General features: G+C 70.5%; 9 protein-coding genes. 6 read left to right on the plus strand and 3 right to left on the minus strand.

The features are described from left to right. Window positions 1-63 precede the first annotated feature (63 nt). The 6 genes from KF840_04345 to KF840_04370 all read left to right on the plus strand — a co-directional run bounded on the left by KF840_04345 (window position 64) and on the right by KF840_04370 (window position 10,272). Complete coding sequence (locus tag KF840_04345; GenBank protein ID MBX3024121.1) at window positions 64-2,514, plus strand: mechanosensitive ion channel; 2,451 nt, start codon at window positions 64-66, stop codon at window positions 2,512-2,514. A gap of 9 nt (window positions 2,515-2,523) precedes the next feature. Next, complete coding sequence (locus tag KF840_04350; GenBank protein ID MBX3024122.1) at window positions 2,524-3,510, plus strand: amidohydrolase; 987 nt, start codon at window positions 2,524-2,526, stop codon at window positions 3,508-3,510. 388 nt (window positions 3,511-3,898) lie between these two features. Further along, a complete protein-coding gene (locus KF840_04355) occupies window positions 3,899-6,133 on the plus strand; it encodes a VWA domain-containing protein (GenBank protein MBX3024123.1) in 2,235 nt (744 codons plus the stop codon). Between the two features lie 404 nt (window positions 6,134-6,537). Beyond that, a complete protein-coding gene (locus KF840_04360) occupies window positions 6,538-8,661 on the plus strand; it encodes a VCBS repeat-containing protein (protein ID MBX3024124.1) in 2,124 nt (707 codons plus the stop codon). Window positions 8,662-8,939: 278 nt separating this feature from the next. Continuing rightward, the gene (locus KF840_04365) at window positions 8,940-9,113 is read left to right on the plus strand and encodes a hypothetical protein (protein ID MBX3024125.1); all 174 of its coding nucleotides are present in this window, start codon (window positions 8,940-8,942) and stop codon (window positions 9,111-9,113) included. 4 nt (window positions 9,114-9,117) lie between these two features. Then, the gene (locus KF840_04370; protein MBX3024126.1) at window positions 9,118-10,272 is read left to right on the plus strand and encodes an ATP-binding protein; all 1,155 of its coding nucleotides are present in this window, start codon (window positions 9,118-9,120) and stop codon (window positions 10,270-10,272) included. Window positions 10,273-10,306: 34 nt separating this feature from the next. On the opposite strand, the gene KF840_04375 is transcribed toward KF840_04370, so the two are convergent. From KF840_04375 to KF840_04385, 3 genes are all read right to left on the minus strand, one after another. Beyond that, on the minus strand, window positions 10,307-10,963 hold the full coding sequence (locus KF840_04375; protein MBX3024127.1) for a dienelactone hydrolase family protein: 657 nt from the start codon (window positions 10,961-10,963) through the stop codon (window positions 10,307-10,309). 19 nt (window positions 10,964-10,982) lie between these two features. Beyond that, complete coding sequence (locus tag KF840_04380; protein ID MBX3024128.1) at window positions 10,983-11,717, minus strand: DUF72 domain-containing protein; 735 nt, start codon at window positions 11,715-11,717, stop codon at window positions 10,983-10,985. A 159-nt stretch (window positions 11,718-11,876) separates the two neighbouring features. Beyond that, on the minus strand, window positions 11,877-13,088 hold the full coding sequence (locus KF840_04385; protein MBX3024129.1) for an acyl-CoA dehydrogenase family protein: 1,212 nt from the start codon (window positions 13,086-13,088) through the stop codon (window positions 11,877-11,879). Window positions 13,089-13,181: the final 93 nt, after the last annotated feature.

Genomic DNA, 13,181 nt, shown 5'->3' on the forward strand with positions numbered 1-13,181 from the left:
TACCGGCGTGATCGGCCGGCGCGGCGTGGCACCCCCAGGGGCGCCCTGCTAGGACTGCCCGCTGTGACGATCGGTCGGGCTTGGTGCGCTGCGCTGCTGGCGGTGCTGCTGCTCGGCGGGCGGGGCGGCGCCGCGGAACCGACGGCGGCCGCCAAGGCGCCGGCGCCGACGGCGACCGCGGTGCTGCCGATCGCGCTGGCCGACGTCGCCGCGAAGAGCGACGAGCTCGCCGTCTACCTCACCCAGGTGGACGAGCGCTGGCAGCCGGGCCCCGACATCCAGGCGATCGTCAGCGGACTGCCGGTGGTCGCGGCCGAGATCCACGACAAGGCGACCGCCACGCGCCGCCTGCTGTCCGGCAGCCCCACCCTGCGCGACGTCGACAACCTGAGCGAGAAGTGGCGGCTGCTGCGCAGCCAGCTCGACGCCTGGAGCGCGACGCTCACCGACATGGCGTCGGCGCTCGATCGCGAGATGGGCGGGCTGGACGACCTGCGCGTCATCTGGCGCGCCACCAAGGACGAGGCGCGGGCACAGAACGCGCCGCCGGCGCTGCTCGACCGCATCGACACCGCGCTCGGCAGCATCGCCGGCGCCCGCAAGGGCGGCGAGGCGCGCCGCCAGCGCCTGCTCGAGCTCCAGGACCAGGTGGTGGCGCAGGCGGCGATGATCCGCGAGCCGCTGCGCGATCTCGCCAACGTCCGCCGCCAGAGCTTCGGCCGTCTGCTGGTCGCCGACCGCGATCCGGTGTGGGCCACCTACCCGGCGGAGGGAATGGCCGCCGCGGTGGGCAGCGCGCTGGCGGCGTCGCGCGAGGAGATCGGGGGGGCGCGCGACTACCTGGCCGGCCGCGGCGCGCGGGTGGCGTTCCAGCTCGCGCTCTTTCTCGTGCTCGCCGCCGCGCTGCGGCGGGCGCGCCCGCTGGTGGCGCAGTGGGCCAGGGACGACGGCAGCCTGGGACGCGGCGCGCGCGTCTTCGAGGTGCCGGCCTCCGCGGCCGCGGTGGTGACCCTGCTGGCGACCGGCTGGTTCCTGCCCGACATGCCGCTGCTGCTCGTCGATCTCGTCGGATTCGCCGCGCTGCTGCCCACCCTGCGCGTGCTGCGCCGCCTGGTCGACCCGCCGGCGGTGCCGGCGCTGTGGGCGATCGGCATCTTCTATGCCGTCGACCAGCTCACCCGCTTCCTGTCGTCGCAGCCCTTCCTCGAGCAGCTCCTGTTCACGGTCGAGCGGCTCGGCGCGGTCGCCTTCCTGGTGTGGTTCATCCGCAGCGGCCGCTTCCGCGCCATGTGGGACCGCGACTCGCGCTGGGCGCCGGTGGTGGAGCGGCTGGCGCAGGCGCTGGCGGTGCTGATCGCCGTCAGCGCGATCGCCGGCGCGCTCGGCTACATGCAGCTCTCCCGCTACCTGCAGGAGGCCAACTTCGACAGCGCCTACGCGGCGCTGGTCCTCTTCGGCAGCCTGCAGGTGCTCGAAGCGCTGTGGGCCTACGTGCTGCGGACCCGGGCGGCGCGCCGCCTGCTGATGGTCACCCGTCACCGCGCGCTGCTGCAGCGGCGGGGCGAGGTGCTGCTCGGCTGGCTGGCCGGCATCGTCTGGGTGGTGGTGACGCTGCGCAACGCGCGCCTGTTCGAGCCGCTGACCGAGGCCCTGCGCGCCGCGCTCGCCGCCGAGGTGACGGTCGGGTCGCTCACCCTGTCGCTCGGCGCCGTGCTCGCCTTCGCCGTCACCGTCTGGCTCAGCTTCGCGCTGTCGCGGCTGGTCCGGTTCATCCTCGCCGAAGACGTCTATCCGCGCGTCGCCCTGCCGCCCGGCATGCCGTACGCGTTGTCGACGCTGACCAACTACGCCGTGCTGCTGGTCGGCTTCCTGATGGCGCTCGCCGCCAGCGGCCTGCAGCTCGACCGCTTCGCGCTGCTCGCCGGCGCCTTCGGCGTCGGCATCGGCTTCGGCCTGCAGACCATCGTCAACAACTTCGTCTCCGGCCTGATCCTGCTCTTCGAACGCCCGGTGAAGGTGGGCGACGTCATCCAGGTCGCCTCGTTCTCCGGCGAGGTGCGGCACATCGGCATCCGCTCGAGCACCCTGCGCACCTTCGACGGCGCCGACGTCATCCTGCCGAACGGCGAGCTGATCTCGGGGGCGGTGACCAACTGGACGCTCAGCGACCGCATGCGCCGCATGGAGGTGACGGTCGGCGTCGCCTACGGCAGCGATCCCGATCAGGTGCTGGCGCTGCTGCGCGGCGTCGCCGTCAACCACCCCCGGGTGCTCGAGCATCCGGCGCCGGTGGCGCTGTTCACCGGCTTCGGCGACAGCGCGCTGAACTTCGTCCTGCAATGCTGGACGGACACCCTCGACAAGCTGGCGACGACGCGCAGCGAGCTGGCGGTGCAGATCAACGCCGCGCTGCGCGGCGCCGGCATCGACATCCCGTTCCCGCAGCGCGACATGCGCCTGACGGGGGCGCCCCTGGCCATCCGGCTGGTGCGCGACCGCGGGCCGAAGGAGTAGGGGGCCGCCATGGACACGCCGATTCCCGCCATCGACATGTGGGCGCCGATCGTGCCGACGCGCGAGCTGATGGCGCACATCGCCGACCACTTTCCGCTGCCGCAGCTCGACTACCTGCGCGTCTTCTGGAAGGGCGAGCCGACGCTCGAGACGCTGCGCCGCGCCGCCGCCGCGCTGGCGGCCGACGATGCCGACATCGTCGCGATGCTCGACCAGGCCCATGTCACCCGCACCCTGATCACCGGCTTCGACGAGGCGAGCAGCGGCGGCACCGTCTTCGTCCCCAACGAGTTGGTGGCGGCGGTGGCGGTCGCAGAGTCCGATCAGCAGGTCCCCCGCGACAGTGTCTTCGTCCCCAACGAGTTGGTGGCGGCGGTGGCGGCCCGCCATCCGACGCGGTTCATCCCCTTCGCCGGCGTCGACATCCTGCGCGGCGCCGCGGCGGTGCGCGAGACGCGCGAGTGGATCGCCGGGCGCGGCTTTCGCGGCCTCAGCCTGCGGCCGTTCATGATCAACCTGCCGCCCGACGATCGGCGCTACTATCCGTTCTACGAGCTGTGCGTCGAGCTCGACGTGCCGGTCAGCGTCCACGCCTCGGCGAACTGGACCACCAGCCGGCCGAGCGATCTCGGGCATCCCCGGCACTTCGACCAGGTGGCGTGCGATTTTCCGGAGCTGAAGCTGATCCTCAGCCACGCCGGCTATCCGTGGGTGCTCGAGGCCTGCCTGCTGGCGTGGAAGCATCCCAACCTCTACCTCGAGCTGGCGGCGCACCGCCCGAAGTACTTCACCGCGCCGGGCAGCGGCTGGGAGCCGCTGCTGCGCTTCGGCCAGACGACGATCCAGGACAAGATCCTCTACGGCAGCGGCGCCTTCCTGATCGGCCGCCCGGTGCGCGAGCTGGTCGACGAGCTGCGCGCCCTACCGCTGCGGCCGGCGGTGATGGAACAGTGGCTGTGGCGCAACGCGGCGCGCCTGCTCGGAGAGGCGTCGTGAACCACCGGACCAGGCCGCGGCCACGGTGTCATCCGCCGGCCTGCTGACTCGCGCCGCTCGACGGCCGCGGGGGGGCGCGCGGCGGCCGGTCCGACAGGGGGGCCGTGTGGAATCCCCAGCGCACACGGGCTACCGCCGCCTTCCCGCGCTGCTTCGCCAGCGCCAGATCGCGCCATGACGTGAAGGGTTCGCCTTCGCGCCCTCATCGCCAGCCGGCTCTGCTGCGCGCACGTCGCCAGCCGGAACAGTCCCCGGAGAGCGGAACCGTCCCCGTGCGCCGCCGTGAGGGATCCAGCTCGCGAGCGAGGCGCCGGCCCGGCGCAAATTGAACCCAAATCGAACAGATCGGGCCTTCCATCCGTCCCCCCCGCCCGGTCACGATCCGCCCATGCGCAGACCCTTCCTGTCGATCGTCCTGCTGCTCACGGCCCCTCCCGCGAGCGCCGAATCGTCCTTCACCGGCAACTTCGAGCTGCGGCGGCCGGACACGAACGGCGCCGTCGTGCGCGGGGTGATCGCCTACGACGTCGCCCGGCATCGCCTGCGCTACGACTACGTCGATCGCCTCTTCCACGAGATCCGCCGCTACGACGATCCCGGATTCGGCCCCCCGCCTGTGCCGCGCGTCAACCAACGGCGCTACGAGGTGGGCGTACGCTGCGACGGCGGCTGCCGCGCTCACCCCATCGCGGACGCCTTCCCGATCTATGTGAACGACCCCGTGATCTACGCGCCGACCGGTGCGCCCCCGGTCACCATCGCTGGCCTGACCTGCACCGAGGTCGCACCGCGGGCCGGCGTCGACACGCCCCTCGTCAGGCTCTGGTTCGCGGCGGACGTCATCTGCCGAGCGCGCTGGGCCGACGGCGCCGAGTACACGTTCGACACCGTCGTCCCCGCGGACCTGAGCGACAGCGCCGTCTTCACCGAGCCCGTGGATTGCCGCGGAACCGATCGCCTCGATCTCCTGGTCCTGGTCGATCGTTCCGCGTCGATCACGAACGCCGCGTACGACCAGGCGCGCGAAATCATCGCGGAGCTGGCGCGACGCCTGCGCGTCGCGCCGTCGGAAGCGAACGTCGCGATCGCCCACTTCGATGTCGGCGTCGAGCCGATCATGAGCTTCTCGGAGGGCACGTCGCTCCCGAGCATCGACGCCGCTGCGGGCGCGATGGACTGCGCGTGCACGGACACGCTGGATCCGGCCCTCCTGCCGGAGGAGGTTCCGCCCGGAACGCCGGCGTGCTGCGCGCGCCGGACGTCGATCGCCGCCGCGCTCGACGCCGCCTCGAATCTCCTCGCCTCCAGCGGCCGCCCCGATGCGAGCCCGACGTCGCTCACGCGGAAGGCCATCGTCGTGGTGTCCGACGGCGTGACGACGACCCTCCGCGACGGCGTCACCCCGTGCAAGGTCTCCGCATGCAAGAAGGACGTGAAGCGCGCCCTCGCGGACCTGAAGCAGGCCCATCACAGCATCGAGGTGTACGGGGCCGCGATTGGCCCGCGCCGCGGCGGGTCCGTGCTCAAGCTCATGAAGCCGGTCGCGAAGCTCGCGTCGAACGCGCCCCGGTGCCCCGCGGCGGACGTGTGCGATCCGACCACGTGCGGCGGGCTCTGCGAGTGCGCGGAGTGTACGGCGCCGAGCGCGTGCGACCCCTCGGGCCTCTACTGCAAGATCAACACGATCGTGCCGGGCGGGACGACCTGCGAGCTGGTCGACCGGATCTGCGCGGCCGAGTACCCGAACCACTGCGAGAACCGGTCCTGCGACGAAGCGACGGCCTCCTGCGAGCCGGAACCCACCGTGTGCCTCCCCCCGACCCACCCGAGCTGCATGGTGCGCCAATGCGTCGCGGCCACGGGCCAGTGCGTCACCCAGATCTACCCGGACGGGCCGTGCGGCGACGATTGCGCGCTCGACGCGGACTGCGACGACGGCAACGCCTGCACCGTCGACCGCTGCATCCAGACGGACACGTACAAGGTCTGCCAGTTCATCCCCAGGACGTGCGACGACGGCGATCCGTGCACGGAGGACTTCTGCCTCTCGCCGAGCCGCGGGTGTGAGTCCCGTCCGCGGCCCTCCACCTTCTGCGACGACGGCATCTCCTGCACCGACGACGTCTGCGTCCCCTTCCTGGGGTGTACCAACGTGCCCCGCCCCTGCGACGACGGTCTCACGTGCACGACGGACGTCTGCGACGTCGTCACCGGTCATTGCGTGAACCGCGATGCGACCTGCCCCGAGGGAACGACTGCGCTGCTCGGCGCCTGCTGGACCCTCACCCCCTTCAACGTCGCGAGCGGGATCGCCGGCGCGCCGACCGACTGCAAGACGACATGCAAGAGCATGGGTCTCCGCTACGACGTCGCCACCCGTGCCGTCGCGGGCAGCGGAGGCACCGACGCGAACTGCGCGGCCGTGTTGCAGGCCCTCGGCGCCTCGGCCGGCGGCCTCGATGCGCCGTCAGCGGATTGCCGCAGCGACCGGGGTGGCAGCGGCTGCTTCATCGACAGCATCTTCTTGCCCGGAGGGTTTCCCGGCACCGGACGCTGCGCCAAGCCCGCCACGAGCCCGAAAGCCACCGACGGCTTCCAGCGCGTCGCGTGCGCCTGCCGGTAGTCGGCGGCGGCAGGCGCTTCCCACACTCGGGCGCCGCGCCGGCGCGCGAGCTCGCGGGGGTACGAGAGGTTGTCGGGCGCCTGTCGCACGGCTCGGCGTCGTCGAGGGCGCCGGCCGTGGCGGCCACCCGATAGGCAGAGCCGTCATGCCATTGCGAGCGCGCGAGCACATACGCGTGATCCATGCGCCAGCATCACTCCGCGCTGTTCGGCCTCTCTCTTGCTTCCGGCTGGGACGCTGGAAGGGACGCTACGATGATGTCTTGTCTGGGCGAGTGGCGTGACGGTGCTCGCGATCGCCCCGCTCGGCGGGTCGGCGAGGGCGCTGGTGGGCGATTGCGATGGCCCCGAGCGGGTGGCTGTCAGCGAAATCGTCAGCGCCACCTCCTCTTCGTGGGATCTGCGTTGGCGCTGGCGCTCGGCTGTGGCGAGGGGCATTCGCCCACCGCCGTTGCAGCCAGGGCGCCCTCCGCGGCGCGGCTCTTCCCCGGTGCAAGCTTCGATGTCGGCGGCTCTGCGAACGCGGTGGCGGCGGCGGACCTCGATGGCGATGGCGCGCCCGATATGGTGACGGCAAATGGGTATGATGACGAAATCGCGGTGCTCTTTGGACGTGGAGATGGCACGTTTCTCGATGCGCGCCTGTTTGCCACCGGTGTGGCCCCGAGCGCAGTCGCGGTGGCGGATATCAACCGGGACGGGTATGCCGATGTGGTCACCGCCAACGCCGATTCGAACGACGTCTCGGTGTTCCTCGGACGTGGCCACCGAACCTTCGCTCCGGCGAGGCCGTTTCCGGTAGGAACAGGGCCGATCGCGGTTGCGGTCGCGGACGTGAACCGGGACGGCGTCCCCGACCTGGCTACGGCCAACGCGGATTCGCACGATGTGACGGTCCTGCTCGGGCGAGGCGACGGAACATTCGCGTCCCCGTTGGCTATTCCGGTGACGAGCCCACGCGCACTCGCGCTGGCCGATTTGAACAAGGACGGCCGCATCGATCTTGCCGTCGCCACTGCTGATCTCAACCAAGTGACGGTTGCCTGGGGACGCGGCGATGGAACGTTTCCGGTCATGGCCGCCTTCCCGACCGGCACCGAGCCGGTCTCACTGGCGGTGGCGGATGTGAATCGCGACAGGCGGCCTGATCTGATCAGCGCGAACCACGCAAGCGACGACGTCTCGGTGTTGCTCGGATTGGAGGACGGAGGGTTCACGACAGGGGGGACGTTTGCCGTCGGCTCGGCACCGAGCGCGGTCGCCGTCGCGGACCTGAATCGGGACGGTCGGATTGATCTGGTCACTGCCGATACCGAATCGGGGACGCTCTCGGTCCTCTTCGGGCATGGAGATGGCACCTTCGCGGATGCACAGCACGGCGCAGCCGGGGAAATCCCTGTTGCGCTTGCGGTGGCAGACTTTGATGGCGACCGCCGTGTCGATATTGCCGCCGCCGGTTCATCGAGCGTGTCGGTGCTCTTTGGCACCCGCACTGGAACCTTCGCCGACGTGCGAAGGTTCGCCGTCGGCAGCTATCCGTCCTGTCTCGTCCTCGCTGATCTCGACCGAGATGGCCGGCTCGACGTGGCTACTGCGAACAGCGACTCCGGCGACGTGACTGTCGTCCTGGGGCGAGGTGATGGGTCATTCGATGCGCCGCAGAGTTTCCCGATCGGCAGCGGACAAGGATCGATCGCGATGGCCGACCTGGATGGGGACGGCAGCATCGATCTCGTGAGCGCCGATTCCGCTGGAGACGGGGTATGGGTGCTGTCGGGGCATGGCGATGGCACGTTCTCCGCCCCACGACCGTTTGTCGTCGACGGCGGTCCACATGCGGTCGCGATCGCAGACCTCAATGCGGACCGTCGTCCCGATCTCATCACCACAAACTTCTATGGAGACGCCGCCTCCATCCTATTCGGAGACGGCGACGGGACGTTCTCCCCGTTCCAGTCCGTCGAGCTCGACCGCAGTCCGCACTCAATTGCGGTGGCGGATTTCAATCGTGACGGCCGCCCTGATCTGGCAACCGCCAACCTGAACGCCGGGAACGTGACGGTGCTCTTGCAGGCGAGCGACGGAACATTCGAAACAGCGCAGCGGTTGGCGGTGGGAAATCGCCCGGTCGCCATCGCGGCGGAAGATCTCAATGGTGACGGTCAGCCCGATCTGGCAGTCGCCAATTGCGGCTCGGAGAGTGTCTCGATCCTGCTCGGACGTGGCGCCGGAAAGTTGGCGGTGACTCAGGCCATCCCCGTGGGGCTGCAGCCGGACTCCATCGCGATTGCAGACCTCAACGCCGACCGCCATCCCGATCTCGTCATTGGCGACTTCGCGACCTCGGATGTGTGGGTGCTGCTCGGACATGGCGATGGAACGTTTGAGCGAGCGCAGACCTTTCTCACCGGCGGATCCTCCCCGAGCTGCATTTCGGTCGCGGATCTGAACGGTGACGGCCGTCCGGATCTCGTGACTGCGAATTACTACTCGGCCAACATCTCGGTGCTGCTCGGCGGCTCGCGATGAGCGACGTGGTCACCAGCATGATGTCGACGTCGCTTCCACTGCCTATACCGCTGACACCTTCGCGCGGCCCGCGACGCTGGCGAAGTTCTGAGACTGGAGATAAGGGCGTGACGAAGGCGTTGGCGCCTTCTTCCGCGACGGCAGCGTGCGCGCTGCGTGGTGGCGGATCGCCCGCCCACGGATCGCGAGGTGGACGGCCTGCTGGCCACCATGCGGCGGCGCATACTGCCCTTGGTGCGCCGCCGCGGGCTGGCGCTGGACGGTGATCGCGCCCTCGCGTGATCGGCAAGGCGATCCCGCCAGACTGCACCAACGTCACGGTGGGCTTTTCGAGCCCCGCCGAGGTGACGGACAAGTCCGTCAGGAGCCTCATGCGCATGCTGGGGCCGGGCGGCAATCCGTTCCCGGTCGCACTCAGTGCTGGCATGCCGTCATTCGTCCTGGAAATATGACGGCATGGCGTCAGGGCGATCCTACCGACGGCTGCTCACCGCTCCCCGGGAGAGCTTCTTCCTGTTCGGCCTGCGCGGGGTCGGCAAGAGCACCTGGGCGCGGGCGACGTTCCCGAAGGCGACGCGGTTGGATCTGCTCGACGAGCGGGTCTACCAGGCCTATCTGCGCGACCCCCGCCTCTTCGCCGACGAGCTCCGCCGCCAGCGGCGCGGCGACTGGGTGGTGGTGGACGAAATCCAGCGCCTACCGGCGCTGCTCAACGAGGTGCATCGCTGCATCGAGGACCTGGGCCTGCGCTTCGCGCTGCTCGGTTCGAGCGCGCGCAAGCTGAAGGCGACGGGGACGAACCTGCTCGCCGGGCGCGCGCTGCGGCGTGAGATGCACCCGCTGCTGCCGGAGGAGCTGGGGGCCGACTTCGCGCTTCCCGAGGTGCTGCGCTACGGCAGCCTGCCGATCATATGGCAGGCGGCGGACAAGCGCGACCGCCTCGAAGCGTACACCCAGCTCTACCTGCGCGAAGAGATCCAGGCCGAGGCGCTGGTGCGGAACCTGCCCGGCTTCGCCCGCTTCCTGCCCATCGCGGCGCTGTTCCACGGGCAGGTCGTCAACGTCGCCGGTCTGGCGCGCGACGCCGGCGTGGCCCGCACCACCGTGGCGGGCTACCTGGAGATTCTCCAGGACACCTACCTGGTCCGCCTGCTGCCCGCCTACGAGGCGCGCCTGCGCGTGAAGGAGCGCAAGCACCCGAAGCTCTACTGGACCGATCCTGGCGTGGTGCGGGCGATGAAGCGCGACTTCCACGCGCCGTCGGCGGAGGAGCGCGGCGCGCTGCTCGAGGGGTGGGTCGGCGGCCTGCTGTACGCGACGCACGCCTATCGCGGTCTCTACGACGAGATCTTCTACTGGGCCCCGGCGCAGGGCGGGGTGGAGGTCGATTTCCTGCTGCGGCGCGGTCGGGAGTTGGTCGCGATCGAGGTGAAGTCGACCGCCCGGCCTGGGCCGGCGGACCTCGCCGGACTGAAGGCGATCGCCGAGCTGAAGGCCACCAAGCGGCGCATCCTCGTCCATACCGGCGACCGGGCCTTCCGGACGACCGACGGGATCGAGGCATTGCCCCCCGACGAGGTCGTCCGCCTGCTGGCCGACGGCAAGCTGTGAGCGCCGCGGGGTCGCCGCCGCGCGTCCGCGCCGTTCACCCGAGCCAGGCGCAGGTGGCGCTCAGCAACTCGTCCATGACCTGCGCCGCGCCGCGGCCGCTCTGTTTGCGCACCGCGAAGGAGTGGTCGGCGTCGTCGACGACGTGCAGGGTGGCGGTGGGGAGCGCCGCCAGGATCGGGCGCAGGGTGGACAGCGGACAGAGGGCGTCGCGGCTGCCGGTGAGGAAGAGCATCGGCGCCTGGATGCGCGGCAGATGGGCGGCGCGCAGTTGCCGCGGCCGGCCGGCGGGGTGCAACGGGTAGCCGAGGAACAGCAGGCCGTCGACCGGCTCGCCGGCGGCGGCGAGGTGCGAGGCGATGCGGCCGCCCATCGACTTGCCGCCGATCACCAGGCGGCCGGCGAGCGCGGGGTCGGCGCGCACCGCCGCCAGGACGGCGCGGTAGCAGGCCTCGAGCAGCGGGGCGCGATCGGGGACGCGGCCGCCGCGTTCGGTGTAGAGAAAGTTGAAGCGCACCGCGGCGATTCCGCGCGCCGCCAGGCCGCCGGCGAAGGCGACCAGGAAGGGATGGTCCAGCGCCGTCCCGGCGCCGTGCGCGACCACGACCGTGACCCCGCGCGGCCGCGGCGGCAGCGAAACGGCGCCGCTTACGGAGCCGTCGTCGACGGCGAAGCGGCGCGGGACGGCGGGCATCGCGACCGCCGGAGGCGCCTCAGCGCGTCGCGGCGACCGGCGCCGAGGCGCCCTCGAGCGCGGCGCGCAGGCGGGTCGCCAGGACCGGACCGAGGCCGTCGTCCTCGTGCTTGAAGTAGGCGAAGACGTCGCGCCAGCCGCCGGCGGCGCCCTGGATCCGTTCGGCGAGCGCGGCCATCTCGGCATCGTCGTAACTCGGCTGGCGCAGGCGGAGGTAGCCGAAGTCGGCCGTCGCCTCGAACGGCGTCGCCCGCTCCGGCGCCTCGACCACGCACATCGCCACGTTGAAGCGGCGCAGCGTGTCGTAGACCTCGTCGGTGAACCAGGTCGGATTGCGGAACTCGAACGCGACCCGGAAGCCCTCCGGCATCTGGTGCAGGAAGTCCTCGAGGCGTGGCGTGTCGCGCTTGAGGAAGGGCGGCAACTGGAAGAGCAGCGCGCCGAGCTTGTGCTTGAGGGCGCGCGCGGTGTCGCAGAAATCGGCGGCGAGATCGGCCGCGTCGCGCAGCCGCAGATCGTGGGTGATGCGGCGCGGCGCCTTCAGCGTGAAGGTGAAGTGCTCGGGCACTTCCTTGGCCCAGTTCTGGAGCTGGCGGACCGTCGCGGTGCGATAGAAGGTGTAATTGATCTCCACCGCCGCGAAGCGCTCGCCGTAGTAGCGCAGCATCTCGCCGTCGGGCAGGGACTCCGGGTAGAAGAGCCCCTTCCAGGTCTTGTAGCTGTACCCCGACGTGCCGATCCAGTACGTGGCCATTTCAGCCAATCCGTGTAGCACGCCGGTTTACGCTCAAACCAGCCCCGTTCCCCAGCCCGGCCCCCCGAGGCCGACACCACCGGCGCGGAGGCAGTGCGGCCGCCCCGGAGGCCTGCCGGCGGACTCCGTGCCCGCCGTGGCGGGGAGTCTGGAATCCCTTCAGTTCAGCTCCTTGTTCGAGTACCCGAGGATGCGGCGGGCGACGATCATCAGGTTGATCTGCTGCGTGCCCTCGAAGATGTCGTTGATCTTGGCGTCGCGCATCCACTTCTCGACCAGCAGCTTGCGCGAGTAGCCGAGCGGCCCGAGGATCTCGACCGCCTTCTGGGTCACCTGGGTGACGGCGAGGCCGGCCTTCGACTTGCACATCGAGGCTTCGAGGTTGTTGTGCATGCCGCGGTCCATCATCCAGGCGGCACGCCAGGTGAGGAGCCGCGCCGCCTGCAGGGTGGACTCCATGTCCATGAAGTCGCGCTCGAGGGCGGTCAGCTTGTGCGCCGGCGCCTCGTAGCGGATCTCGACCCCCGCCTTGGCGAGCGCCTCGCGGACGAAGTCGACGGCGGCGCGGGCGATGCCGATGGCGCTGGCGGCGACCGCCGGGCGGGTGGCGTCGAAGGTCGCCATGACGCCCTTGAACCCCTCGCCCTTCACCTCCGGGTTGCCGAGGATGTTGTCGTAGGGGATGCGGCAGTTCTCGAAGACGATGGCGGCGGTGTCGGAGGCGCGGATGCCCAGCTTGTCCTCCACCCGCACGACCGTCGCGCCGGGCGTGCCGTGGTCGACGACGAAGGCCTTGATGCCGGCGCGACCGGCCGACTTGTCGACCGTCGCCCAGACCACGACGAAACCCTCGGACTTCTCCAGCGCGCGATGGCCGCTGGTGCAGAAGATCTTGGTGCCGTTGAGCACCCACTCGTCGCCGTCGCGCGTCGCGGTGGTGGTGATCGCCGCCGAGTCGGAGCCGGCGCCCGGCTCGGTGATCGCCATGCCGGCCCACTTCGGCGCCCCCTCGCTGAAGCGGGCGAGGAAGCGCTTGCGCTGCTCCGGCGTGCCGGCGGCCGCGACCGCGGCGCCGCCGAGGCCGGGATTGGGAATGCTGAGGTAGAGGCCGGCGTCGCCCCACGACAGCTCCTCGATCGAAACCACGCTGGCGAGGTTGCTCTCCGAGGGCCCGTCGCCCTTCTTCTTGCCGCCGCCGAACGTCACCGGGCTCTGGCTGGAAATCGCCCAGATCATCTGGTGCCACTCGGTCGGATCCTCGTGCTCGCGCTCGTCGTACTCGCGCGAGATCGGCCGCATCGTCTGCTCGGCCATCATGTGGATCATCTGGCGGGAATTCTCGATGCCGGGAGAAAGCTCGAAGTCGATCATGGGTGCAACCTCACTTGTCCGTCGTTGTCGAAGCGATCGTCCAGGGTTCCTGAGGGTGTGACGCTGTCAGGGGCCGGAGCTCCGGAAGCATGA

Source organism: bacterium, assembly GCA_019637795.1.
Taxonomy (GTDB): domain Bacteria; phylum Desulfobacterota; class Binatia; order HRBIN30; family CADEER01; genus JAHBUY01.